Raw genomic sequence first — 24,279 nt, 5'->3', positions numbered from 1 at the left:
TGCTCCTAGTTCTTTAGCGCGGCGGCCATGTTCGCGAGCTTGCCGCGGACCGAGGCGTCGATGACTTCATCCCCAACGGCGATCTTGACCCCACCGATCAACTCGGGGTCGACACTGACGGTTACGTTGAGCTTGGCCTTGAAGCGGGCTTCAAGGTCGGCGATCAACGTCTTCAGCGTGGAATCGTCCATCGGGAAGGCAGAGGCGATGCTCGCCTCCTTGACACCTTCGTGTTCGTTCTTGAGAGCAACGAACAGGTCACGGATCTCGGGAAGCACTTGCAGACGCTCGTTGTCGACAAGAACGCGGACATAGTTCTGCTGTTCGGCAGTCAGTCCGGTACCGGCCACATCGAGGAAGAGTCCAGCCAGTTGTTCGGGCTGGAGCTTGGGATCGGTGATGCAATCCCGCATTTGCGGATCAGTGGCGATTGCCGACAGCTGATCAAGTGCTTCCGACCAAGGCCCCAGCGCATTGCCCGCAGAAGCGAGCTGAAAGGCTGCTTCAGCATAGGGGCGTGCGATGGTGACGTTCTCGGCCATGGCTTATTGAAGTTCCTGTTTCAGGTTGGCCAGCAGGTCAGCATGGGCCTGAGCGTTGATCTCCTTGCGGAGGATCTTCTCGGCACCAGCGACAGCCAGATGGGCGACCTGATCGCGCAGGGCTTCCTTGGCACGCTGAGCAGCGACGCCGGCTTCGGCTTCGGCGGCTTCACGGGCCTGGGCAATGATTCGGGCGGCTTCGGCGCGCGCTTCGTCGAGGAATACTGCGGCCTGCTTTTCAGCAGAGGCACGGACGTCCGTGGCGGACTCGCGGGCCTTGCGCATTTCTTCGACGACTTTCTTCTCGGCATGTGCGAGATCGCTCTTCGCCTTGTCCGCAGCCGCCAGCCCGTCAGCGATCTTCTTCGCGCGCTCATCGAGTGCCTTCACAATGGGGGGCCACACGAACTTCATCGTGACCCACGCCAGAATGAAGAACACAACGAGCTGGGCTACCAGGGTTGCGTTCAGATTCACGGTAATCTTCCTTTAGTCAGGTTGAACCGCGAAACTTAGATCTTGAACGGGTTGGCGAACGCAAACATCATGGCGATACCGACACCGATCAGGAACGCAGCGTCGATCAGACCGGCCAGCAGGAACATCTTGGTCTGCAGGGCGTTCATCAGCTCGGGTTGGCGAGCGGAAGCTTCCAGGTACTTGCTACCCATGATGCCGATACCGATACAGGCACCGATAGCACCCAGACCGATGATCAGACCGGCGGCCAGAGCAACAAAACCGAGAACGTGTTCCATGACTACTCCTTTAGTTGAGATGATTTAAATAGAAACCGAAACGACTGCTTGAAACTGAAACTTAGTGGCTTTCGTGCGCCTGACCAATGTACACCAGGGTCAGCATCATGAAGATGAAGGCCTGCAGGGCGACGATCAGGATGTGGAAGACGGCCCAGATGGAGCCCGCAACGACATGACCGAGGAAGCCGAAGACAGTGGCGGTGCCGCCCATCAGCGCGATCAGCATGAACACCAGTTCGCCAGCGTACATGTTGCCGAACAGTCGCATGCCGTGGGAGACGGTCTTGGCCAGGAATTCGATCATCTGCATCAGGAAGTTGATCGGATACAGGAGCGGGTGGGAACCGAACGGCGCGGTGAAGAGCTCATGCACCCAGCCACCAAAACCCTTGATCTTGATGTTGTAGTACAGACAGATCAGCAGGACACCGATGGACATGCCGAGGGTGCCGTTCAGGTCGGCGGTAGGAACGACGCGGAGGTAAGCGTGCTCGTCACCGGAGATGAGCGCCCAGATCTTGGGAAGCAGATCGACCGGCAGGAAGTCCATGGAGTTCATCAGGAAGATCCAGAAGAACACCGTGAGGGCGACGGGCGCGACGAACTTGCGGGATTCGGCGCTATGCACGATGCCCTTGGCCTGGTCGGCGACCATCTCGACGAGAATTTCGATTGCGGCCTGGAAGCGGCCGGGAACACCGGAAGTAGCGCTGCTAGCGCACTTGATCAGGATCAGCAGGGTGACGATGCCAAGACCGATCGAGAAGAACAGGGTGTCAAGGTTCCAGACACTCCAGTCAATGATCGCAGTCTGGGCATGACCCGTGCTGTTCAGGTGGGTCAGGTGGTGGACGATATATTCGCCAGCGGTGGGTGCGTGGGCTTCGTGGCCAGTACTCATGGTCAGGTCTTCACCAAAAATGCAAACAAATTCGCCTTAAGCGCCACGACCAACCCGATGAACAACGCCAACCAATGGACGTCTGGATACACGAGTTGAACGGTCGCCAACAATCCTACGGTTGACGCGATCTTCAGAAACTCGCCAACAAAAAACGCAAGCGGGTACGACGCAGCCGGCCGCTTTGAAACAAAGTGCAGGCGCAGGGCGAACAACAAATTGGGAAGAACACAGGCTGCGCCTCCCAACGCCGCCGACAACGCACCGCGCACCCCTGTAATCGCTCCGACGATCAATGCCGTCAGAATTGTCGCGCCTATCTGCAGGAATACCGCTTTGAACATGGCTCTCTGCGTGGCACGCCGGGTGTTGCGCCGTCCGCCGTACGAAAAACACGCGGATCCTACGGGTTAACCGTGACAAAGTCAATTACTGACGCACCGCAACATCGCATCCGGGGCTTGAAATTCCGCGGTTCGCCACAAGGGGTGCTTGACATGCCCGAAAAACATATCGATGATAATCGACATGAACAAGGATTACTCCCGGGCCATCCCCGAAACGTGGCGTGACATTTCCGCCATTTTTGCCGCGCTGGGCGACGAACATCGCCAGCGCATCCTGCTTACCTTCGAGCCGGGTGAGCGCCTCAACGTGGGGCAGATCGCAGAGGTCTCGACCCTCGCCCGATCCACGGTTTCCCACCACCTCAAGGTGCTCCGCGAGGCGGGCGTGCTGATCGCCGAGCGGCAGGGCAAGGAGATTTACTTCCATGTAAACAAGCCTTTCCTGCAAGACGCCTTCGGCAAGGTGACGACTTACCTCGACACCGATCTCTGATCCACTCCGCACGAATCATGCGAAATCTCGTCAAGTCCGTTCTGCGCCGGATGGCCGGCCTGCTGTTCCGTGTGCGGGTCGCCGGATCGCTGCCCGATGTCCGCTCGCGCCTGCTGGTGGTCGCCAACCACGAATCCTTCCTCGATGGCCTGCTCCTCGGGCTGTTCCTGCCCCTGGACCCGGTGTTCGTGGTGCACACCGGTGTGGTGCGCAATCCGCTGTTCCGGCTGATGTTGAGCCTGGTGGATTACCTCGCGGTCGACCCCACCAGCCCGATGGCGATGAAAAAGGTCATCCGTCTTATAGAAGAGGGAAGACCGGTGGTGATCTTTCCGGAAGGACGCATCACCACCACCGGCAGCCTGATGAAGACCTACGACGGCCCGGCCTTCGTCGCCGCCAAGACCGGCGCGATCATCCTGCCGGTGCGCATCGACGGCGCGGCGCGCAGCTACTTCTCGCGGCTCGCGGCCCATGTGCCGAAGCGCCTGTTCCCGCAGATCAGCTTGTTCCTGCGCCCCACCACGACGATCCCGATTCCGGTGGCGCCCACCGCCCGCCAGCGTCGCCGCAAGGCTGGCGAAGCAATGCGTCGGCTGATGCAGGACATGATCTTCGCCACCCGCCCCACGCAAACCCTGTTCGAGGCGCTCCTCGACGCCGCCGACATCCAGGGCCACGGCCACACGCTGGTGGAGGACATGAAGCAGATCGAGTACAGCTACCGCGACCTCATCAAGATGTCGCTCGTGCTGGGGCGCGTGGCCCTCCGTCGCTACAGCTGGTACGACAGGTCGATCGGCCTGCTGCTGCCCAACGTGGCGCCCACGCTGGCGCTCATCTTCGGCCTCACCGCGCGCCGCCGCACCGTGGCGATGCTCAACTACACGGCCGGCGTCGATGGCATGCAGGCGGCCTGCACGGCGGCGCACATCGGTACCATCATCAGCTCCCGCGCCTTCGTCGAGCAGGCCAAGCTCGGCGACAAGCTGGCGGCCCTCGACGGCGTGCGCATCGTGTGGCTCGAAGACCTGCGCGACGAGATCACCCTTGTCGACAAGCTGTGGCTGATGGCATGGGCGTTGCCCTTCCCCCGCGCCGCGCTGGCGGCCGGCTCACCGGAAGACGCCGCGGTGGTGCTGTTCACCTCCGGCTCCGAAGGCAAGCCGAAGGGTGTCGTGCTGTCGCACCGGGCGCTGCTCGCCAACATCGCCCAGATCCGCGCGGTGGTGGATTTCTCCGTCGACGACAAGATCCTCAACGCGCTGCCGCTGTTCCACTCCTTCGGCCTCACCGCCGGCGGGCTGCTGCCGGTGCTGGCCGGTGCCAAGGTCTTCCTGTATCCGTCGCCGCTGCACTACCGGGTGATCCCGGAGCTCGCCTACGACCGTAACTGCACGGTGCTGCTGGGCACCAGCACCTTCCTGGGCAACTACGCCAAGTTTGCCCACCCCTACGATTTCTACCGCCTGCGCTACGTGATCGCCGGCGCCGAGAAGCTCGCCACGCCGGTGCGCGACCTGTGGTTCGAGAAGTTCGGCATCCGCATCTTCGAAGGCTACGGCGCCACCGAGACCGCGCCGGTGCTGGCCGTCAATACGCCAATGGCCTTCCGCAGCGGCACGGTCGGCCAGCTTCTTCCGGGCATCCAGCAACAGCTGGTGCCGGTGCCGGGCATTCCGTCCGGCGGCATGCTCCACGTGAAGGGCCCCAACCTGATGTCCGGCTACCTGCGCGTCACCGCGCCCGGCCAGCTCGAGCCGCCCGCCTCGGCGCAGGGTGAAGGCTGGTACGAAACCGGCGACGTGGTGGAGATCGACGACGACGGTTTTGTGAAGATCGTCGGCCGGGTCAAGCGCTTCGCCAAGGTCGCCGGCGAGATGGTGTCGCTGGAATCCGTCGAGAAGCTCGCCGCCGCAGCCTCGCCCGGCGCTGCCCACGCCGCCTCGACCCAGCCCGATCCCAGCCGCGGCGAAAACATCCTGCTGTTTTCCACCGATCCGGCGCTCACCCGCGAACGCCTGCAGGCTGCCGCCCGTGACGGCGGCTGGCCAGAGATCGCCGTGCCGCGCCGCGTCGTTCTCGTCGAAGCCCTGCCGCTACTGGGCACCGGCAAGATCGACTACGTCACCCTCAAACAATGGGCCGAGAAGGCCTGACAACCCGGAGCCTCCATGCGCCACCGCACCCTTGCCACGCTCGTCGCCGCAGCCCTCATCTCCACCGGCTGCGCCACCTGGTTCGATCCTCCCCAGAAGACCCACCGCGCGAGCGTCGTCGATTATCTATATCCGAAGGACGAGCGGCCCGCCCTCAAGCCGACCGTTCCCGAGCTGCACCTGCCGCTGCGCGTCGGCATCGCCTTCGTGCCCGGCAACCTGTCGGGTGACCTGCCGGAAGTCGAACGCAACAACCTGCTCAACCGCGTCAAGAACGCCTTCTCCAACCGGCCCTACATCGACAGCATCCAGGTGATCCCGACCACCTACCTGCGCAGCGGCGGCGGCTTCGGCAACCTGGAGCAGGCCGCCCGCATGTTCAACGTGGATGTGGTCGTGCTGCTCTCCTACGACCAGATGCAGTTCAGCGACAACAACCGGCTGTCGGTCTTCTACTGGACCATCGTCGGCGGCTATCTCGTCAATGGCAGCCAGTACGACGTGAGCACGCTGGTGGATGCGTCGGTCTTCGACGTGGCGAGCCGCCAGCTGCTGTTCCGCGCCCCGGGCACCAGCCAGCTCAAGGGCAGCTCGCCGCTGGTCAAGTTTGGCGAGGCGTCCCGCGAAGCCCGCACCGAAGGTTACCGCCAGGCCGTCGACGCGCTCATCCCGCAGCTCGACGCCCAGCTCGAAGCCTTCAGGCAGCGGGTAAAGGAGCAGAACGCCGCCCGCATCATCCACACCTCGAGCCGCTCCGGCGGCGACGGCGGGCTCACCGGCCTCGGCCTGTTCGGCGCGACAGCCGCCGTCGCGATCTACCGTCGTCGTGCCGCTTGAGCATTGGCGCCTCGGGTTGCCGGTTGGGCTGCTCGTGATCGCCAGCCTGCTGCCGGGCGAGGCGATGGAGCTGAACCGCCGGGCTGTCGCCGAAGGCCAGCTGTGGCGACTCTGGACAGGCCAGTTCTGCCACTGGTCGCTGCTCCATCTGGCCGGCAACCTGGCGGCGGCGGTGGCGATCTGCGTGATCGCCGGCCGGCCGATCCGCCCGTGGCTGGCCGCGCTGCCGCTGGCGGCGCCGCTGCTTTCCCTCTTCCTGCTGGCGGCCGCGCCAGGGCTGGAGCGCTACCGCGGCCTGTCCGGGCTGATCGCCGTGCTGGTGGTCGGCGCGGCGGTTGAAGGTGGGCTCGTCGGGCGCCTGCTGGCCGCGGCCTACGTCGCCAAGCTGGGTTTCGACGCCTTCACCGGCAGCCCATCAGCGCTCCTGCCGGAGGGCATCGCCGTCGCCTGGCCGGCCCATCTGGGCGGATTGTTGCTGGGCCTCGCCACCGCCGGCTGGCTTCATATGAGACGAAACACCCGATGAATCGCCGCCATTTTCTGCTGGCCGGGCTGGGCGCCTCGGCGCTGCTGGGCGTCGGCGCGGCCAGTGCCGCCCGTCAGCGGGTCTGGAACCCGTGCCGCGCCGCGCTGCCGCCGGACATCCTTGGCCACGATATCGTCCGCGCCGCCTGGGATGGCCTCGACGCGAGCAAGGTGTGGGACGTCCACGCCCACCTCGCCGGCACCGGCGACAGCGGCGGAGGCATCCGGATGAACCCGCGGATGCTGAGCCCGCTCCACCCCACCGAGTACATCCAGCGTCTGTTCTACCTCAACGCCGGCTGCGCCCACGAGGCGCCGGGCCGGGTGGATCAGAGCTACGTGGAGCGCCTGCACAACCTGGCTGACGGCATGCGGCCCGGCTTCAAGCTGGTGCTCTTCGCCTTCGAGCAGACCCACGACGCCAACGGCCAGCCGCGCCCCGATCTCACCGCCTTCCACGTGCCCGACCGCTACGCCCGCGACGTGGCCCGGGCCCATCCCGCGTACTTTGAATGGGCGTGCTCGATCCACCCGCTGCGGGAAGACTGCGTCGAGGCACTGGAAGCCGCGGTGCGCGACGGCGCCCGGGCGGTGAAATGGCTGCCGCCGGCGATGGGCATCGACCCGGCTTCGCCCACCTGCGATCGCTTCTACACCGCGCTGGCCCGGCTCGACATCCCGCTCATCACCCACGCCGGCGAGGAGAAGGCCGTCCACGGCGCCGGCCGCCCGGAATGGGGCAACCCGCTGCGCCTGCGCCGGGCGCTGGACCACGGCGTGCGGGTGGTCGTCGCCCACTGCGCAACCCTCGGCGAGGATCGCGACGAAGACCGCCGGCATGGCGGCAAGGTCGCCAGCTTCGATCTCTTCGCCCGGCTGATGGCCGAACCGCGCGCCGAAGGCCGCCTGTTTGGCGACATCTCGGCGATCACCCTGCGCAACCGGCGCATCGACGTGATCCGCCAGCTCGTCGAGCGCGACGACTGGCATCCGCGTCTGCTGTTCGGCACCGATTACCCGCTGCCCGGCATCCTGCCGCTGGTATCGCCCGCCCGGCTGGCCGCCGAAAAACTCCTGCCGGCCCACGCCGTGCCGGTGCTTGAAACCATTAGCGAGCACAATCCGCTGCTTTTCGATTTCGTCCTCAAGCGCACGCTGCGCGCGGGGGCCCACCGTTTTGCCACCGGCGTCTTCGAGACGCGGGCCTTCTTCGACCGGAAAACCCCATGAGTTCCCAGTTCCGGCTGCTCCGCGAGCAGCGCTTCCGCCCGTTCTTCCTGACCCAGTTTCTCGGGGCGTTCAACGACAACCTGTTCAAGAACGCGCTGGTAGTGCTGCTCACCTTCCAGGCGGCCAGCTGGACGACGATCGACCCGGCGCTGCTGGCCAACCTGGCGGCGGGGATCTTCATCCTGCCCTTCTTCCTGTTCTCGGCCAGCGCCGGGCAACTGGCCGACAAGTACGACAAGGCCTGGCTCACGCGGCTGGTGAAGGTGCTGGAGATCGCCATCATGGCGGTGGCGCTGACGGGTTTCCTGGCCCACAGCCTGGCGGTGCTGCTGGGCGCGCTGTTCCTCCTCGGCTGCCACTCCACGCTGTTCGGGCCGGTGAAGTACGCGCTGCTGCCCCAGCACCTGCACGAAGACGAGCTCGTCGGCGGCAACGCGCTGGTCGAGGCCGGCACCTTCGTGGCGATCCTGCTCGGCACGCTGGTGGGCGGGCTGCTGGCCGCGGCCGATCACGGCGACCTGTGGATTGCCGGTGGCGGGCTGGTGGTGGCCGTGGCCGGCTATCTCAACAGCCGCGGCGTGCCGCCGGCCCCGGCGCCGGAGCCCGGGCTGAAGGTCAATCCCAACCCGATCTCGGAAACCTGGCGCAACATCGGCTTCGCCCGCAAGGATCGGCCGGTGTTCCTGGCGATCATGGGGATCTCGTGGTTCTGGCTGTACGGCGCGCTGTTCCTGGCTCAGTTTCCAGCCTACGCCAAGAACGTGCTGGGCGGCGGTGAGGGCACGGTGACGCTGCTGCTGGCCACTTTCACGATCGGCATCGGGCTGGGCTCGCTGCTGTGCGAGAAGCTCTCCGGCGGCCATGTGGAGATCGGGCTGGTGCCCTTCGGGTCGATCGGGCTCACCCTGTTCGGGCTGGACATCGCGCTGGCCTCGCCGTCGGTGGTGCCAGCCGGGGCGCCACTAGCGATCAGCGCGGTGCTGGCCCAGCCGGGCATGTTCCGGGTGCTGCTGGCGCTCCTGATGCTGGGGGTGTTCGGCGGCTTCTTCATCGTGCCGCTCTACGCGATGATGCAGAGCCGCTCGGCGCCCGCCCAGCGGGCGCGGATCATCGCCGCCAACAACATCCTCAACGCGCTGTTCATGGTGGTCGGGGCGCTATCGGCAGGGGCGCTGCTCGGCGCCGGGCTGACGATTCCGATGCTGTTTGGCGTGGCAGCGCTGATGAACGCCGCGGTGGCGATCTACATCTACCGGCTGGTGCCGGAGTTCCTGCTGCGCTTCATCGTGTGGCTGCTGGTGCACAGCGTGTATCGCCTGCGCACCGAGGGCGTCGAGCACATTCCGGCCGAAGGCCCGGCGGTGCTGGTGTGCAACCACGTGAGCTTCGTGGATGCGCTGGTGATCGCGGCGGCGTGCCGGCGGCCGATCCGCTTCGTGATGGACCACCGGATCTTCCGCTGGCCGGTGCTCTCGTTCGTGTTCCGCCACAGCCGGGCGATCCCGATCGCGCCGGCCAGAGAGGACGCGGCGATGATGGAGGCCGCCTTCGCCGAGGTGTCGAAGGCGCTGGCCGAGGGCGAGCTGATCGGGCTGTTCCCGGAAGGGAAGATCACCGCCGATGGCGAGCTGTGCCCGTTCCGCCCGGGCCTTGCGCGCATCCTCGAGGCCAACCCGGTGCCGGTGGTGCCGATGGCCCTGCGCGGGCTGTGGGGCAGCATGTTCTCGCGCAAGGACGGCCCGGCGCTGTCGCGCCCTTTCCGGCGCGGCCTGTTCAGCCGGATCGAGCTGGTTGCCGGCCCGGCCCTGCCGCCGCAAACCGCCAGCCTGCCGCAGGTTCAGCTGCAGGTTGCGGCGCTGCGCGGCGACTGGAAGTAGACCCTCAGGCCGCCAAGACAGCCCGGATCGGCTGCACGTTGCCCCCCAGCCGCGAGGCCAGGCGGGGCCGGACGAGCACCACCGCCATCGTGACCGCACACACCAGGATCACGATGAAGAGCGCGATGAAGCCGCTGTAGCCGAAGGCGTTGGTGAGCGGCTTGGCCACTCCGATGAAAGCGGCGTAGATCCACGACGAGGCGCTGATCGCCCCGAACACCGAGGGCAGCGTGGCGGCCTTCAGGGCGTCGTCATGGCTACTCCGGAAGGTCGGAAACGCCACCAGATGCAGGGCCAGGCTGTTGATGGTGAGCACCGCCACAACGGTGAGCTTGGCCAGCAACTTGGGCTTGCCGAGCAACGCGTCAAAATCGAGACCAAGATCAAGAACGACGATCGCCACACCGGTAGCCCACAGCACGGCAAGGGCAATCGTTGCAAAAACGGCTGCCCGCTGGAGCAGGCCCGAATCGATGCGCTCGCGCCCGAAGATCGCGTAATCACCAATGGCCACGGCCGAGGCTGCACCCGCCAGGGCGAGCAGGTGAAGGTAGATCATGAACATCCGGGACGTTGCCACGGGATCGATGGTGAGTTCCATGGTTATCAGCGCTTCGTCATCTTGCGGTAGAGATATTCGATCGAGGTGTGCATCGCCTTGACCGCCGTATTGAGTTCGTGGATTTCGTTGGCCGAGGCGTGCTCACCGTCGACGAACTCCACCTTGTCGAGCTTGGCACCGGGCTCGGAGTTGGACGCCGCGAGGGCAAACTCCCGCACCTTACGGACCGGCACGATCACCTGTTGACGGATGAAGAGCAGCAGACCGGCCACGCCGACGGCGATCGCCCCCAGCGCCAGCCACACCTGGCGGTCGAAACGCTGGACGAAGCCGGCAAAGCTGAATTCCAGGGGAATCGCCACGCTGATCACGCCGGCGAGCTTGCCCTCCTCATAGCCGTAACCCTGAGGTCCGGGGTAGAGCGCAGCAACCGCGGCCGGCGCCTCGGCGGGCACCCCGTGGCAGCGCAGACAGCCCTTTTCCGCCACCAGGCGGCGGGCGTACAGCAGCTGACCGTCGCGGACTTCGCTGTACTCGGTTGCCCCGGATTCGCGGATCGCGTTCATCGCCACCTTGTCGAATTCGGACGGCGCATTGTTGGGGTTCATGAACCGGTCGGACGTCATCCGGAACTTGGCCTTCGCCGGCGAAGCCATCGTGATGTCCGACAGCTCGCGCTGCACCAGCGCGGGGTTCTTGCGATGGAAGGCAGCCAGGTTCGACATGGTCGAATCGCCGCCGGCCGCCGTCGAAGACGCCTCGCGCTCCAGGAAGCTGCCCACCTGCAGTTTGGGATCGCGGGGATCGTCCTTCACCCACACGCCGCGATAGCGGGTGGCCCATTGGCCAAAGTTATCCACCATGTCCGCCACGGTGCGGGCCTGGTTGCGGATCTCGCTCACATAAACGGACGAGCCGATGAGATAGCTGGCCATTGCCGCCACGAGCGCCAGCACGATCAGGATCAGCGTGAATTGATAGGAAAGGGAGAGTTTCTTGAAGACGTTCATGGAGATTTCGGTCAGGCCAGCAATTCACGGAGAAAATCGGACCGCGCCTTGCCGCTATTCACATGGGCGGCAACAGCTTCGGCAAAGACACCGACAGGAACACCATCGGGATGTTTTGAATAGAGCTCGTCGAGAACGTCATCGACCATCATGCTGGCGACCGGGCCCGCGTATTTCCTGAGCAGGATTCGCGCGCCTTCTATCACGACGTCAATTTCGGGAAGGGGCTGATCGATTCTCGCCACCGCTTTCAGGGCGGGCTCGGCGGATGGGACGACCCCCATCGCAACCGACTTGAGCGCATCGAGAATTGCCGCTGCCGTGCGGCTGATGAATCCCGTCGCACCAGAAGCGACGGCCATGCCTTCCATGCCGGAAAGCAGCGAATTCGTCATGAGGAATAGCGGCGTCGCGATGCCGTTGCGGCGCATCTGCCTTCCGAGGCGGAAACCGCTGCCGCCATTGGCCAGGGACGCTGCGTCGCAGAAGACCGCACCGAAGCTCGCGGATGCGCACATCCTGAGCGCGTCCTCGACGGAATCGGTGATCTTCGCGACCTTCACGAGGCCCGGCGGAACGACCCTGGCATCGGTGGTAACAAACAGAACAGCTGTCGACATGGGGAATTCCCGGTTCGCAAGTTCATGAAGCGAGATGTCATCAAAATCACCGACAAGGTGCGTTTCGACTTCGTGGCGGTCCATGAATCACAATCTGACAAATGATTGTCAAATTATGCAAAGAGGCGAACGGAATTCCCTTCTATAACCTTCGATCTATGTGACGGAAATCACGACCGACATTCCGATGAATTGAACCAATTTGGGTTAATTCAAAACATGTCAATGATTCATTAAAACCAATCAATTCGCGAAAATAGATTCTGGAATAATCGACAGGGTTTTTTCCCCGGCGGAGAACCAAACTTCCCCATCTTGAATGGTGCAGCCTAATTCCATGGAGCGCTCGGCCAATCCGGCGAGTGCGCGGGAACTTTCCACATTCAGCGAAAAAATCTTCAGGTTCTGAAGACGGCTGAGAGTCGCGCTTTCCTTTTGCCACCAGATATCGACGGTGCGGCCACCATAGGCCAGCACGATGACCTCATCGGCCCGTCCGGCAGCGCGGCGCAGCAGGCGTTCGTCAGGCAGGCCGACCTCGATCCATTTGAGGATCCGGCCGGTGTCGTCCTTCAGCCACAGGGCCGGTTCGTCGTCGGTGGAAATGCCCCGTCCGAACTGCAGGCGTTCGTCGGCATTTAGGGCGAAAGCGAGGATGCGCACCATCATCCGTTCGTCCGTCTCGGAGGGATGCCGGGCGATGGTGAGCCCGTGCTCGGCGTAGTAACCACGATCGAGGTCGGAGACGTTGAGGGTGGCGCGGAAGATGGTGGATTTGAGGGCCATGAACGGAATGCTCGGTCAGAAAAAGAAAAACCGGGCACAAGGCCCGGTTTCGACTGCTGGACGGACGGCTTACTTGCCGACGGCAGCCTTGGCCTTGTCGGCGGCTTCCTTGGCAGCGTCGGCGGTCGCGGCAACAGCTTCCTTGCCGGCTTCCTTCGCAGAGCCAGCGGCGTCCTTGGCGGCAGCGACGGCGTCCTTCGCGGCTTCCTTGCTGGCGTCGACGGCTTCCTTGCCGGCTTCCTTAGCAGCGCCGGCGGCGTCCTTGGCCGCATCGGTGGCGGAGCCGGCAGCGCTCTTGGCAGCTTCGGCGGCCTGCTTGGCGGCTTCTTCAGCCTTCTGGGCAGCTTCCTTGGCGGCATCGGCAACGGCGGGGGCCGGAGCCGGGGCGGGGGCGGGCTCTTCCTTCTTGGAACAGGCGGCAAGGCCAATGGCGAGGAGGGCGGCGAGAAGAACGGAACGGGTATTCATCGGATGAGTCTCCAACAGGATGTTGAGGGGTGCTCGGGTGAGCGGGTCGGGGCAGGGTGCCCGACTGCAAATGCACGCGACATCGTAACGCATGAACCCGCCGATTGGATGACATCGGCCGACAAAGAAAAAGGCCCTGACGGGCCTCTTTCGACGGACAGCTGCACCAGGATTACTTCACGCGGTTGCGGTATTCGTCGGTGCGGGTGTCGATTTCGATCTTGTCGCCGATTTCCACGAAGGCCGGAACCGACAGCTCGAAGCCGCTGGGGGCGATGCGGGCGGGCTTCAGGACCTTGCCGGAGGTGTCGCCCTTGACGGCGGGTTCGGTGTATTCGACTTCGCGGACGACAGTGGTCGGCAGTTCCACGGAGATGGCCTTGCCGTTGTAGAACACCACTTCGCAGGGCATGCCGTCGACCAGGTACTTGAGCGCGTCGGTCATGTTCTCGGCTTCGACTTCGTACTGTTCGTACTCGGCATCCATGAAGACGTACATCGGATCGGCGAAGTAGGAGTAGGTCACTTCCTTGCGATCGAGGACGACGATCTCGAACTTGTCGTCAGCCTTGTAAACCGACTCCGACGGGGCGCCGGTGAGCAGGTTCTTGAGCTTCATCTTCACGACAGCGGCGTTACGGCCAGACTTGTTGTATTCGGCCTTCTGAACCACGAGGGCGTCGCTGCCCACCATGATCACGTTGCCGGAGCGGAGTTCCATTGCGGTTTTCATGCTGTTTCCTGCTGTGCTGTTGATCGCGGCACGTGCCACGGATAAAAGGTAACTTATTATTCTATCTCATCTTTAAAGAACTGCACCAGGTTTTGGGCGAGCTCGCCCGCCTCGCGCAGACCGGCAGACCATGCCTCGCCGTGGGCGGCCAGCGCCGGGAGCGCCTGCCGGAAAGCCGACCAGGCTGCGGCCGCGCCCTGGCCCCGGTTCCATGCCTGCCAGAAGGCGGTGACGGCTTCAGCTGCAGCCGGTTCCAGCCCCGGCCGGTAGCGGGCCAGGAAGGCATCCAGTTTTTCGAGGTGGGCGTCCTCGTCCTGCACGTAGATGTGCCACACGAAGGGATGCGCCGCCCACTGGGCGCGGACGAAGGAATCCTCGCCGCGCACGAAATTCAGATCACAGGCCCACAGCAGCTCGTCGTACCGGGGCTGGGCAACGAAGGGCAGGATCTGCACGGTCAGGGCATCGCGCACCAGGCGGTCGCCGGCGCGCAGGTCGGTGAGGCCGAAGATCGGCGCCACGCAAGGCAGCGCCCGCCCTTCCGGCACCAGGCAGGTGACCGGCATCGGCCCCTGGCGCCACAGTTCGAGGAGTTCACCCAGGGCGGGCGTTTCGTAGCAGAACAGCGACACCCGCAGCTCGTCTGGACGCGGCAGCGGCAGATCCAGCGCCTTCCAGAACGCAGCGGGCGAAAAAAGCATCCGGCGGGCGTCGTAGTCGGCCTCGCGGAGCAGGCCACCGGTCTGCCGATCCAGCCCCGGAAAGAAGAAGTGCTGCCGTAGCGGCAGTCGCGGATGGGGCGACGGCAGGCGATGGCAGCCGGCCACCCAGTCTTCCGCGCTCAGGTATTCGAGATTGATCCACACCGGTTTCGGATCGCGCCGGGCCATCGCCTCGACAAAGTCATCCGGCAGGCTGCAGGCAAAGGCCGCGATCACCACCGCGCCGGGTTCCACGTCCGGAAAGGGCGCGGTCCATTGGCGGATCTCCACCCCTTCGACCTGCTGCACATCCAGCCCCGGAAGCACCGACGGCACCAGGCGGCAGGCGCTTTTCAGGTCGTCGATCCACAGGCGGACAGCGATGCCGTGTTCGGCCGCCAGTTGACGGGCAAGCCGCCAGCAGACACCCACGTCACCAAAGTTATCCACAACGGCGCAAAAGATGTCCCAGCAGGGCGCTGGAGAATGGGAGAGGGTCAAGGCTGGGGACAAACCGGGGAAAGGTGGACTGACAGATTGTGCACAAACCGGGTAAACGGCGCGAGGCTGAAATTCCTCAACAATCCGCACACACTTCGTGCCCTGCCGTGTCGACAGACTTATGAACTGCCCAAGTGGCTGAATGCGTTAGACTAAAGGGGGTTTTCCACAGAAAACCGGAAAGCGTTAACGTAAACAGTGTTTACATATAAATAAAAACTAACAACACCCTGTTGCGGAGACCACAGGGGCCAGGACGGCGCTGGCCGGAGTCAGAAACAAGAGAGGTAACCGCAATGCTGTCGATCATCGATCTCAGGGATTTCATCGACCTGGACAACGAAACCGTCCAGATCGTCAACGAAACCACCCAGCTTTCCGACGCCCAGGCCACCGCCCTGGCCCGCGAGCTGCTTCGCACCGAACGGGGCATCCACACCCTGCACGAGATGTTCCGGGAACAGATCGCCCAGGCGGCCGAGAGCCACGACATCTTCCGGGAGCGTGACCTGCGCAAGGCCTACACCTACTTTGCCCGCAAGTACCCGATGCCCCGGATGCTGTGAGTTCCGGCGGGCAATCTGTGCACAAAGTGGCGGACAGGACGGGTACAAACTGTGGGCAAGCGGTGATTCAGCGCAAGACTGAAAAACCCTCCCCAATTCGTCCAAGCGTTAACAGGCGCCCTTTCCAGAGCTTTTTCAAGTGAACAAATATATGAACAAAAAGGGTTTTATCGGGTTATCCACAGAAACAGCCCGAGCATAGTTAACAGTATCTTTTATATAAATAGAAAACTTATAAAACCCAGTTCTGCAGCCAGCTCGCCAAACCGGAGCCCAAAATGGGCTTCCAAAACTTTTTTGGTGTGAGGCGTTAAATTCAGCCCTGACCAGGCTGACGGCGCGATACCGGAACCGATACACTGCGCAGCTGACTTCCGGAGCGAGCCTTGCGTTTCGAACACCTCATCGAGATCAACGACCCTCTCAATCCGCTCATCGAACCCCTCAGCCGCGAGCAGGTGTGGGCCGGCCTGATGTACCGGGTCGATGAACCCACGGTCTTCCTGCCCGGACTGGAACGCTGTGTGATCTTGTCCCGTAGCGCCGACCGGGTCGAACGGGAACTGCATTTCGGCCAGGTCCGCATCCGCGACACGGTGACCTTCGCGCTCTACGACTGGGTGTGCTTCGAATCGGCTGCCAACGCCGAACACGCCGGCGGCAGGCTGACGATCAGCGTCGGTCAGCCCGAGCCCGGGCGGCTGTTCCTGCGTTTCGCTTACGAGACCACGTTGCCTGAAGGCGTTGCACGGGGCGAATTCCTGCAGGTGTCCGAGTTCGTCAAGTCCGCTTACCGGGAGTCGGACGTGGACACCGTACGCATCATCCGGATGATCGCCGCCAACGGCCGGCCCCAGTAGGCGTACGCCAGATCACGAAAAGACAAGAACAGCAGGAGATCCCATGACTATCGAACGACCCGCGATCCAATCCTTCCAGCCGCCGGTGCGCACCCTGATGGGCCCCGGGCCTTCCGACGTGCCGCCGCGGGTGCTTTCCGCCCTTGCCCGGCCCACCGTCGGCCATCTGGATCCGAGCTTCGTCGGCATGATGGACGAGGTGAAGACGCTGCTGCGCTATGCCTTCCAGACCCGCAACGACCTGACTTTCCCGGTTTCCGGGCCGGGTTCGCTGGGCATGGAGACCTGTTTTGTCAATCTGGTGACCCCGGGTGACAAGGTCATCGTGTGCGTGAACGGCGTGTTCGGCGGCCGGATGGTGGAAAATGTGCGGCGCCTGGGCGGCACGCCGGTGATCGTCGAGGATGCGTGGGGCGAGCCGGTGGATCCGGCCAAGGTTGAGGACGCCTTCAAGGCCAATCCGGACGCCCGGCTGTTCGCCTTCGTGCACGCCGAGACGTCCACCGGCGCCCTGTCGGATGCGGCAACCCTGGCAGCCATCGCCCGTCGCCACGATGCGCTGACGATCATGGATTGCGTCACGTCCCTGGGCGGCGTGCCGGTGCTGCTGGACGAGTGGGGCATCGACGCGGCCTATTCGGGCAGCCAGAAGTGCCTGTCGTGCACCCCGGGCCTGTCGCCGGTGAGTTTCTCCGAAGCTGCGGTGGCGCGCATCCGTGCCCGCACGACGCCATGCCCCAGCTGGTTCCAGGATCTGGGCCTGGTGCTGGGCTACTGGAGCGGCGCCAAGCGCACCTACCACCACACCGCACCGGTCAATCCGCTGTACGGCCTGCACGAATCCCTGGTGATCCTCGCCGAGGAAGGCCTCGAGGCCGCCTGGCAGCGCCATCGCGACAATCACCTGCGCCTGGCGGCGGGTCTGCAGAAGCTGGGGCTGGATTTCGTGGTGCGGGAAGACGCACGTCTGCCGCAGCTCAACACGGTGTGGGTGCCGCAGGGGGTGGATGAGGCCGCCTGTAGGGCGCGTCTGCTGAACGAATTCGGGTTGGAGATCGGTGCCGGCCTCGGCGCCCTGGCCGGCAAGGTGTGGCGTATCGGCCTGATGGGCCACTCGAGCCGCGCATCCAACATCGCCCTGTGCCTGGCGGCGCTGGAGACGGTGATCCGCGGCTGATCCGATTCTACGGATGTGCCAGCGAGGCAGCCGGCCCTAGCGGGTGGCTGCCTCGATTTCTTTCCGGCGCTGCTCGGCCTGCTGCTGGGCGGCGTCGAGCTGGTTGGTGATCTGGACCTGGGCGGCCCTGGCCTGTTCGGCCTCCTGGGCCTTGAGCTTCGCGGCGGTGGCGGCGCTACTGCCCGCGTCACCCAGGCCGCAGGCGCACAGCAGCAAGGATGCGGCGACGGACGCGACGCTGCCCGGCAGGGCGCGGGATGGAAAGCGACGGCCGGGTTGCGGATCTTTGGGGCTGGTTGGCATGGTGTTCTCCGGACAAGGGCAGGCCAAGGGCCATTCTGCGCCGTCCGGAGGGATGTCGGGGTGCTTCCCGGGCGGTGGCGCCATGCCGGCGGCCACCGCCATTGGGGCGGAAGGCCTTACTTCTTCGCGCCTTCGCCGCCGGCCACGCTCAGTTCGCCCTTCAGCTTGGCGATGCTCTTTTCGCCAAAGCCCTTCACGTTCTTCAGGTCGTCCAGGCTCTTGAACGGGCCGTGCTTGCTGCGGTAATCGACGATGGCCTGGGCCTTGGACGGGCCGATGCCCTTCACGCCGTCGAGGTCGGCCGGGGTGGCTGTGTTGATGTTGACCGCCGCGAAGGCGAGGTTGATGCCGGCAAGGCCGAGACCGAGGGCGCACACAAGGCGGGACAGGATGTTTTTCATGATGCTCTCCGGTTAAATGACCTTTGTATTTTACTGTAAAAAATAACACTAAATGCAAGCGGAATTTTCATGACTGATTTCGTTGTCGCCTGCACGTCCGGCAACATTTGGAGACTGTTTTCGCCATAACCGATGACAGCTTCGCGCGTTGAAGGGGGACATCCTCGCTGGAGCGCTCCATGAAACGCCTGATTGCCACTGTTCTCCTCGCCGCTTCCCTTGGCGGCTGCATCGTTGCGCCGGCGGCCCCGGGCTACTACGGCCATCGCCATCCGCGCTACGTGGAGCCACCGGTGGTGGTGGTGCCGCCCTACCGTGGTCACGGTGGCCCGCGCCACGGCTGGGATCGTGACCGGGGCGGCGACTACGGCCGGCGCTGGTAAGCCGCTGGCGTAAAGCTGGGCAAATTTCCGCCGGTGGTGGCGGGTTCGGGGTTATCTTTCGCCCTGAATCCTGATCGTCCCCCGCCGATGCACGCCGCCACCGCCCAGACCGCCCGCGAACACCGCCTGACCCTTGTCGAAGTGCTCGACATGCTGGTGGGCGACGGGCTTGTCGCGCAGATGGACGCCGAGGCGCTGCTGGCATCCCAGGCCCGCAAGCCGGAAGACATCCACCCGCTGCTGCTGGTGGGCCGCCAGAAATGGCCGTCGAAGCTGCCGCCGAACCGCCCGCTGGGCGCGGAGGAGCTGACCGAATGGCTGGCCGGGCGGGTCAAGCTCGACTACTACCGCATCGACCCGCTCAAGATCGACTTCGCCGCGGTGACCGCGGTGATGTCGTCGGCCTACGCGACGCGCTTCGGCGTGCTGCCGGTGCAGGTCGGGCTGCGCGAGGTGGTGGTGGCGACGACCCAGCCCTTTCTGCGGGAGTGGGAGAAGGAAGTCGCCGGCATCCTGAAGAAGGAGATCCGCCGGGTGGTGGCCAACCCGGCCGACGTGGCGCGTTACCTCGTCGAGTTCTACAACCTGGCCCGCTCGGTGAAGAACGCGGTGCAGAGCAGCGGCGGCCACGGGGGCGGCAGCAGCCTGTCGAGCTTCGAGCAACTGGTGGAGATCGGCCAGGCGAGCAACCGCCAGTACGACGCCAACGACCGCCACATCATCAACATCGTCGACTGGCTGTGGCAGTACGCCTTCGAGCAGCGCGCCAGCGACATCCACATCGAGCCCCGGCGCGACATGGGCGTGGTGCGCTTCCGCATCGACGGGGTGCTGCATCAGGTCTATCAGATGCCGATGCCGGTGCTGGTGGCGATGACCAGCCGGATCAAGATCCTCGGCCGGATGGACGTGGTGGAGAAGCGCCGGCCCCAGGACGGCCGCGTGAAGACCCGGGTGGCCAGCGGCAAGGAGGTCGAGCTGCGCCTCGCCACGCTGCCTACCGCGTTTGGCGAGAAGCTAGTGATGCGCATCTTCGACCCCGAGGTGCTGGTGCGCAACATGGTCGAGCTGGGCTTCTCGGAGCAGGACGAGGCGCGCTGGAAGTCGATCTCCGGCCGGCCGAACGGGATCATCCTGGTCACCGGCCCGACCGGCTCGGGCAAGACGACCACGCTGTACTCCACCCTCAAGCAGCTCGCCACGCCGGAGGTGAATGTCTGCACCATCGAAGACCCGATCGAGATGGTGGAGCCGGCCTTCAACCAGATGCAGGTGCATCAGGCCATCGACCTGGGCTTTGCCGAGGGCGTGCGGGCGCTGATGCGGCAGGACCCGGACATCATCATGGTGGGCGAGATCCGCGATCTGCAGACCGCCGAGATGGCGATCCAGGCAGCGCTCACCGGGCACCTGGTGCTCTCGACGCTGCACACCAACGACGCCCCGTCGGCGATCACCCGGATGCTCGATCTGGGCGCGCCGGCCTATCTGCTCAACGCCACCCTGCTGGGCATCATGGCCCAGCGGCTGGTGCGGGTGCTGTGCCCCCACTGCAAGGCCGCCCACCCGCCGACGCCCGAGGAAGAGGCGATCTGGGATCACCTGGTAGCGCCCTGGAAGGTCGCCCGGCCGCCGCGCATCCACCGGGCGGTGGGCTGCATGGAATGCCGGATGACCGGCTTCATGGGCCGCATCGGGCTGTACGAGATCCTGCTGATGTCGCCGGAGATCCGCAAGGTGGTGTCGGCCGATCTCGACCTAGCCCGGGTGCGCGAGCTGGCGATCCGCGAAGGGATGCGGCCGCTGCGGCTCTCGGGCGCGGCGAAGGTGGCGGCGGGCATCACGACCCTCGAGGAAGTGGTCAAGGTCGCTCCGCCCGCCGACGACGAAGGGCACTGACGCCCGCGGGCAAACCGCAACTGACGCGGCGCAGCAAGATCGGTTAGGCTGCGCGGTTTCGATCTGCGCCCGCCCCTCCGATGTCCGGTTTTCTCCACCAGCTCAACCTGGCCGCGCCCTTCTTTGCGCTGGTCTTCATCGGCTATGGGCTGATGCGTTTTTCCGGTTGGCCGAAGGCGATGTCCGAGAACCTGTCGCGCTTCGTGTTCTCAGTGGCGATGCCGGCGATGCTGTTCCACATGATGAGCGACCTGTCGCGCCTGCCGCCGGTGGATGCCCGGCTGTTGATCGCCTTCTTCGGCAGCTGCGTGATCGTCTTCGCCATCGGCCGGGTGGTGAGCTGGAAGCTGTTCGGCCTGGATGGCCAGGCCCAGTCGATCTTCGCGATGGGCGGGGTCTTCTCGAACAACGTGTTCCTGGGGATTCCCCTCGCCAAGGTGGCGCTGGGAGATGCGGCGATGCCCTCGGTGGCGCTGGTGCTGGTGTTCAACTCGCTGATCCTGTGGACGCTGGTGACGATCAACATCGAGTGGGCGCGCCACGGCAGCTTCTCGGTGAAGGGCTTCGCCAAGACCCTGCGCGGCGTGCTGACCAACCCAATCGTGGCGAGCATTTTGTGTGGCAGCCTGTTCGGGGTGTCGGGGCTCGCGGTGCCGGATCTCATCGACCGGCCGCTGGCGATGATCGGCCAGGCCGCCGCGCCCATGGCGATGATCGTGCTGGGGATGGGGCTGGCCGAGTACGGCGTGCGTGAAGGCTGGCGGATCAGCACCGGGATCACCGTGCTCAAGCTGGTGGTTCAGCCGGCCATCGTCTGGCTGCTGGCCCGGGCGCTCGGCCTGCCAACCATGGAGACCCAGGTGGTGGTGATGCTGGCGTCCCTGGCGGTGGGCGCCAACGTGTATCTGATGGCCCGCCAGTTCAAGCTGATCGAAGGCCCGGTGGCTGGCAGCCTGATCCTGTCCACCGCCCTGTCGTCGGTGACCACACCCCTGGCGCTGGCCCTGATGGGCGCGACGCCACCCTGATGCGGCCCGCCGCCGCGAACTCCGCCGGCTGCCGGCGGTCTTTCCGCTTTGCCTTTCCGTGAGTCGCCGATGCCCTCGTCTTCCCCGTTGAGCCGTTTCCTGCCGGCGATCGCGCTGATCGTGCTGTCCTGTACCTGGGGCTACACCTGGGTGCTGATCAAGCAGGCGCTCACCTACGCGTCGCCCTTTGCGGTGGCGGCCCAGCGCTGTGTGGGCGGCACCCTGGCGCTGATCCTCGCGGTGCGCCTGTCGGGCAAGTCGATGCGGCTGGCGGCGCCGGGGGCGACGGTGCTGATCGGGCTGGTGCAGGTGGCCGGCTTCACGCTGCTGCAGACATCGGCGCTGGTGGAAGGCGGCCCGGGCAAGACCGCGGTGCTGATCTTCACGATGCCGATCTGGACACTGCTGCTCGGTTGGCCGCTGCTGGGCGAACGGGTGCGCGGCAAGCAGTGGCTGGCGGCGGCCAGCACCCTGGGCGGGCTGATGCTGATCATCGAGCCCTGGAACATGCACACCAGCCTGCTCAGCAAGGCGCTGGGGCTCGGCGCGGCCCTGTGCTGGGCCGTGGGTACCATCCTCATCAAGCGGCTGCGTCAGGCGCGTCCTGTGGATCTGCTGGTGCTCACCATGTGGCAGATGATCTTCGGCTCGATCCCGCTGGCGATCATCGCCGCGGTGCTGCCCGGCCAGCCGACCCACTGGACGATGGACTACGTGCTGATCCTGGCCTTCCTGTCGGTGGCGAGCGTGGCCCTGTGCTGGTGGCTGTGGGTGTGGATCCTCGACCGGGTGCCGGCCTGGGAGGCCAGCCTGTCGGTGCTGGGTACGCCGGTGGTGGCGATCCTGTCGTCGCGGCTCACGCTGGGCGAGGCCTTTGCGGCCAGCGAGATCGCCGGCATCGTGCTGATCGGCAGCGGGCTGGCGCTGTTGTCGCTGTTCGGCTGGCTGGCGAGCCGGCAGGCGGCGAAGGCTTGATCAGAAGCTGAGGGTGCGCCAGGCTGGGTCGAGCGTCCGGCCGATGAAGGCCGCGGCGCCGGCCTGGGCGGTGAGCTGCGGGATCAGCTCGGCCGCCGGCACGCCGTGGCTGGCCAGCGCCGTGGGGCAGGCGAACAGCTTGACCCCGAAGGCCAGCGCCTCGCGGCGAAAGTCCGCCACCGTCTTGCCATCCGGGTTCCCGCTGCCGCTGGCGGCGCGGATGCCCTCGGCCACGCCGATCCGCAGCAGTTCCACCGAGCGGGCGGTGAAGTACATCTCCACCTCCACATCCATCGCTGCCGCCGCAGCAGCGAAGTAGAACGGCGTGGCGCACAGCTCGGACCGCGACGGATCGGCTGCCCACACCAGGATCGCGAGCTTGTCGGCCGGGCGGGGATCAGAAGGAAACGCAGGGCCGTCCGAAGTTTCCTTGCCCCCCGCGGGGGGCAGGCTGGGCGTAGCCCGCCCCTGGGGGCGCTTAGAAGTCACGGTTGTCCTCGTGGAACAGCGGCGCGGCAAAGTCGGCCAGATCGCGGAAGGCGTAGCGATCCATGAGGCGTTCGATCTGCGGCTGGGCCTCGGGCCAGGCCAGCAGCAGGCCGTCGGCCGGCGGTTCGGCGGCTTCGAGTTCCACCAGCCAGGCCTCGAAGGGCGTGCGGTTCATGGCGCGGGCCGACGGATCGAGCGCCGCGTTGGCGTCGATCAGGCGGGCGGTGAAGGGCGTCTTGACTGGGAAGACCGTCTTGCCGGCTTCGAGCAGCCCGAAGCCGCGCCCGGCATCCAGCGTGACGCCGAGGGGCTTGGGCGTGAACAGCAGAATCTCGCCGGAGAGCGCGATGCCGAACTGCGTGACGCCGACCCGATAACGCGCGCCACCCAGCGGCGAAAACCACAGGTGGCTGTCCGGGTGGTAGAGCAGGTCGTCGGGAAAGTCGCAGCCGCGCAGCTGGGCCATGGAGGGCTCCGGGCAGGAAATCTGGCGGAAGAGAATGGGAGTCGAACCCACCAGGAACCGCTTGACGGCCCCTCCTGGTTTTGAAGACCAGTCGCCCCACCGGGGGACGCATCCCTTCCGTTTCGGAAAAAATCGTTTGATCGAATTTTAGCGCATATCGAATCACGTTAGCGGCAATTCGCCGCGAATCCTGTGTTTTTCGTCGTGACCGCGGCCGACCTTGCGGGTGAAGCCGACGCGGTCGAAGAACTCGAGGATCTGGATCGCCCGCTTGCGCCCGAGGCCGGTGCGGTCGCGGAAGGCGGCGGCGCGGATGGCGCCGTCCGCCCCTTCGAGTTCGCCGGCGATCTGGCCGAGGCTGCGCACCGCGGCGGGGGCGTAGAACAGGTCGCGCACCACCTGAAAGGCTTCGCCGCGGGCGGCGAGGCGCTTGAGCAGGTCGCGGGTGGCGGCTTCGGGTTCGCCCAGGCGCAGCGCAATGTCGCGCACCCACGGCGGGTCGAAGGGATGTTCCACCAGCCACGGCAGCAGGGTGTCGGCGCGGCGCCGGTCGCGGGCGTCGAGTTCGACCCGGTGATCCGGTAGGTGCCAGGCAGCGCCGGTGCGGGCGAGGCGGCCGTCGGCGAGCCAGGCCTCCAGCCATTCGGCGAAGGCGGCGGCGGGCAATTGCGGCGCGAGC

30 protein-coding genes and 1 tRNA gene are annotated in these 24,279 nt (G+C 65.2%); 13 read left to right on the top strand and 18 right to left on the bottom strand.

Translation table 11 applies throughout. The features are described 5' to 3' along the window. Window positions 1-5 precede the first annotated feature (5 nt). The 5 genes from QQK25_RS08790 to QQK25_RS08770 form a co-directional block, all read right to left on the bottom strand. On the bottom strand, window positions 6-542 hold the full coding sequence (locus QQK25_RS08790; RefSeq protein WP_153162343.1) for a F0F1 ATP synthase subunit delta: 537 nt from the start codon (window positions 540-542) through the stop codon (window positions 6-8). A gap of 3 nt (window positions 543-545) precedes the next feature. Beyond that, on the bottom strand, window positions 546-1,019 hold the full coding sequence (locus QQK25_RS08785) for a F0F1 ATP synthase subunit B (RefSeq protein WP_153162342.1): 474 nt from the start codon (window positions 1,017-1,019) through the stop codon (window positions 546-548). A gap of 35 nt (window positions 1,020-1,054) precedes the next feature. Beyond that, on the bottom strand, window positions 1,055-1,300 hold the full coding sequence (atpE, locus tag QQK25_RS08780) for a F0F1 ATP synthase subunit C (RefSeq protein ID WP_079434620.1): 246 nt from the start codon (window positions 1,298-1,300) through the stop codon (window positions 1,055-1,057). A gap of 61 nt (window positions 1,301-1,361) precedes the next feature. Continuing rightward, window positions 1,362-2,204: a F0F1 ATP synthase subunit A gene (gene atpB, locus QQK25_RS08775; RefSeq protein WP_153162341.1), complete on the bottom strand. Its 843-nt coding sequence runs from the start codon at window positions 2,202-2,204 to the stop codon at window positions 1,362-1,364. Between the two features lie 2 nt (window positions 2,205-2,206). Continuing rightward, window positions 2,207-2,548, bottom strand: a complete 342-nt coding sequence (locus QQK25_RS08770; protein ID WP_153162340.1) for an ATP synthase subunit I — start codon at window positions 2,546-2,548, stop codon at window positions 2,207-2,209. 184 nt (window positions 2,549-2,732) lie between these two features. On the opposite strand from QQK25_RS08770, the gene QQK25_RS08765 reads away from it, so the two are divergent. Genes QQK25_RS08765 through QQK25_RS08740 form a run of 6 tightly spaced genes read left to right on the top strand, consistent with a single transcriptional unit; the run spans window position 2,733 to window position 9,672 of the window. Beyond that, window positions 2,733-3,044, top strand: coding sequence for an ArsR/SmtB family transcription factor (locus QQK25_RS08765; RefSeq protein ID WP_284187581.1), 312 nt, complete (start codon window positions 2,733-2,735; stop codon window positions 3,042-3,044). A gap of 17 nt (window positions 3,045-3,061) precedes the next feature. Continuing rightward, window positions 3,062-5,203: a bifunctional acyl-ACP--phospholipid O-acyltransferase/long-chain-fatty-acid--ACP ligase gene (gene aas, locus QQK25_RS08760; RefSeq protein WP_284187580.1), complete on the top strand. Its 2,142-nt coding sequence runs from the start codon at window positions 3,062-3,064 to the stop codon at window positions 5,201-5,203. A gap of 15 nt (window positions 5,204-5,218) precedes the next feature. Then, window positions 5,219-6,040: a rhombotarget lipoprotein gene (rhlP, locus tag QQK25_RS08755; protein WP_284187579.1), complete on the top strand. Its 822-nt coding sequence runs from the start codon at window positions 5,219-5,221 to the stop codon at window positions 6,038-6,040. After that, window positions 6,030-6,566, top strand: coding sequence for a rhombosortase (gene rrtA, locus QQK25_RS08750; protein WP_284187578.1), 537 nt, complete (start codon window positions 6,030-6,032; stop codon window positions 6,564-6,566). The genes rhlP and rrtA overlap by 11 nt, the downstream gene beginning before the upstream one ends. Then, on the top strand, window positions 6,563-7,795 hold the full coding sequence (locus QQK25_RS08745) for an amidohydrolase family protein (RefSeq protein WP_284187577.1): 1,233 nt from the start codon (window positions 6,563-6,565) through the stop codon (window positions 7,793-7,795). Before rrtA ends, QQK25_RS08745 begins: the two co-directional genes overlap by 4 nt. Further along, the gene (locus QQK25_RS08740; RefSeq protein WP_284187576.1) at window positions 7,792-9,672 is read left to right on the top strand and encodes an MFS transporter; all 1,881 of its coding nucleotides are present in this window, start codon (window positions 7,792-7,794) and stop codon (window positions 9,670-9,672) included. The genes QQK25_RS08745 and QQK25_RS08740 overlap by 4 nt, the downstream gene beginning before the upstream one ends. 4 nt (window positions 9,673-9,676) lie before the next feature. On the opposite strand, the gene QQK25_RS08735 is transcribed toward QQK25_RS08740, so the two are convergent. The 7 genes from QQK25_RS08735 to earP form a co-directional block, all read right to left on the bottom strand. Next, entirely contained in the window at window positions 9,677-10,273 is a 597-nt protein-coding gene (locus QQK25_RS08735; protein WP_284187575.1) for a hypothetical protein, read from the bottom strand. A gap of 5 nt (window positions 10,274-10,278) precedes the next feature. Next, window positions 10,279-11,244, bottom strand: coding sequence for a c-type heme family protein (locus tag QQK25_RS08730; RefSeq protein ID WP_284187574.1), 966 nt, complete (start codon window positions 11,242-11,244; stop codon window positions 10,279-10,281). Between the two features lie 11 nt (window positions 11,245-11,255). Further along, entirely contained in the window at window positions 11,256-11,948 is a 693-nt protein-coding gene (locus QQK25_RS08725; protein WP_284187573.1) for a response regulator, read from the bottom strand. Between the two features lie 159 nt (window positions 11,949-12,107). Beyond that, complete coding sequence (locus QQK25_RS08720) at window positions 12,108-12,650, bottom strand: YaeQ family protein (RefSeq protein WP_153162330.1); 543 nt, start codon at window positions 12,648-12,650, stop codon at window positions 12,108-12,110. 69 nt (window positions 12,651-12,719) lie between these two features. Further along, window positions 12,720-13,118 carry a hypothetical protein gene (locus QQK25_RS08715; protein ID WP_284187572.1) on the bottom strand — a complete coding sequence of 133 codons (399 nt, stop codon included), beginning with the start codon at window positions 13,116-13,118 and terminating at the stop codon, window positions 12,720-12,722. Between the two features lie 172 nt (window positions 13,119-13,290). Continuing rightward, the gene (gene efp / locus QQK25_RS08710; protein WP_153162328.1) at window positions 13,291-13,851 is read right to left on the bottom strand and encodes an elongation factor P; all 561 of its coding nucleotides are present in this window, start codon (window positions 13,849-13,851) and stop codon (window positions 13,291-13,293) included. Between the two features lie 56 nt (window positions 13,852-13,907). Beyond that, window positions 13,908-15,053 (bottom strand): elongation factor P maturation arginine rhamnosyltransferase EarP, encoded by a 1,146-nt coding sequence (earP, locus tag QQK25_RS08705; protein WP_284187571.1) that lies wholly within the window; start codon window positions 15,051-15,053, stop codon window positions 13,908-13,910. Window positions 15,054-15,349: 296 nt separating this feature from the next. Between earP and QQK25_RS08700 the strand changes: the two genes are divergently transcribed. From QQK25_RS08700 to QQK25_RS08690, 3 genes are all read left to right on the top strand, one after another. Further along, window positions 15,350-15,619 carry a hypothetical protein gene (locus QQK25_RS08700; RefSeq protein WP_284187570.1) on the top strand — a complete coding sequence of 90 codons (270 nt, stop codon included), beginning with the start codon at window positions 15,350-15,352 and terminating at the stop codon, window positions 15,617-15,619. A gap of 386 nt (window positions 15,620-16,005) precedes the next feature. Beyond that, on the top strand, window positions 16,006-16,479 hold the full coding sequence (locus tag QQK25_RS08695; protein ID WP_284187569.1) for an SRPBCC family protein: 474 nt from the start codon (window positions 16,006-16,008) through the stop codon (window positions 16,477-16,479). Between the two features lie 43 nt (window positions 16,480-16,522). Beyond that, window positions 16,523-17,656 carry a pyridoxal-phosphate-dependent aminotransferase family protein gene (locus tag QQK25_RS08690; protein ID WP_284187568.1) on the top strand — a complete coding sequence of 378 codons (1,134 nt, stop codon included), beginning with the start codon at window positions 16,523-16,525 and terminating at the stop codon, window positions 17,654-17,656. 36 nt (window positions 17,657-17,692) lie between these two features. On the opposite strand, the gene QQK25_RS08685 is transcribed toward QQK25_RS08690, so the two are convergent. After that, window positions 17,693-17,959, bottom strand: coding sequence for a hypothetical protein (locus QQK25_RS08685; protein ID WP_284187567.1), 267 nt, complete (start codon window positions 17,957-17,959; stop codon window positions 17,693-17,695). 116 nt (window positions 17,960-18,075) lie between these two features. Further along, window positions 18,076-18,360, bottom strand: coding sequence for a ComEA family DNA-binding protein (locus QQK25_RS08680; protein WP_153162323.1), 285 nt, complete (start codon window positions 18,358-18,360; stop codon window positions 18,076-18,078). Between the two features lie 179 nt (window positions 18,361-18,539). Here QQK25_RS08680 and QQK25_RS08675 point away from each other — a divergent pair, with 179 nt between their 5' ends. The 4 genes from QQK25_RS08675 (at window position 18,540) to QQK25_RS08660 (ending at window position 22,645) form a co-directional block, all read left to right on the top strand. Next, a complete protein-coding gene (locus QQK25_RS08675) occupies window positions 18,540-18,743 on the top strand; it encodes a hypothetical protein (protein WP_284187566.1) in 204 nt (67 codons plus the stop codon). An 87-nt stretch (window positions 18,744-18,830) separates the two neighbouring features. Beyond that, window positions 18,831-20,642: a type IV pilus assembly ATPase TfpB gene (tfpB, locus tag QQK25_RS08670; protein WP_284187565.1), complete on the top strand. Its 1,812-nt coding sequence runs from the start codon at window positions 18,831-18,833 to the stop codon at window positions 20,640-20,642. A gap of 80 nt (window positions 20,643-20,722) precedes the next feature. Next, window positions 20,723-21,670, top strand: coding sequence for an AEC family transporter (locus QQK25_RS08665; protein ID WP_284187564.1), 948 nt, complete (start codon window positions 20,723-20,725; stop codon window positions 21,668-21,670). Between the two features lie 69 nt (window positions 21,671-21,739). Further along, entirely contained in the window at window positions 21,740-22,645 is a 906-nt protein-coding gene (locus QQK25_RS08660) for a DMT family transporter (protein WP_284187563.1), read from the top strand. On the opposite strand, the gene QQK25_RS08655 is transcribed toward QQK25_RS08660, so the two are convergent. The 4 genes from QQK25_RS08655 to QQK25_RS08640 form a co-directional block, all read right to left on the bottom strand. Next, window positions 22,646-23,134, bottom strand: a complete 489-nt coding sequence (locus tag QQK25_RS08655) for a DsrE family protein (protein WP_284187562.1) — start codon at window positions 23,132-23,134, stop codon at window positions 22,646-22,648. It lies immediately after the preceding gene. Then, window positions 23,124-23,600: a glycine cleavage system protein H gene (locus QQK25_RS08650; RefSeq protein ID WP_284187561.1), complete on the bottom strand. Its 477-nt coding sequence runs from the start codon at window positions 23,598-23,600 to the stop codon at window positions 23,124-23,126. The genes QQK25_RS08655 and QQK25_RS08650 overlap by 11 nt, the downstream gene beginning before the upstream one ends. A gap of 22 nt (window positions 23,601-23,622) precedes the next feature. Next, window positions 23,623-23,719, bottom strand: a tRNA-Sec gene (locus tag QQK25_RS08645). A gap of 43 nt (window positions 23,720-23,762) precedes the next feature. Beyond that, the coding region (locus QQK25_RS08640; protein ID WP_284187560.1) for a SelB domain-containing protein at window positions 23,763-24,279 on the bottom strand (517 nt) is incomplete at its 5' end.

Origin of the sequence: Zoogloea oryzae, assembly GCF_030161255.1 — a bacterium.
In the GTDB taxonomy this organism is placed as follows: Bacteria; Pseudomonadota; Gammaproteobacteria; order Burkholderiales; family Rhodocyclaceae; genus Zoogloea; species Zoogloea oryzae.
This window is presented reverse-complemented; position numbering and strand designations above follow the sequence as displayed.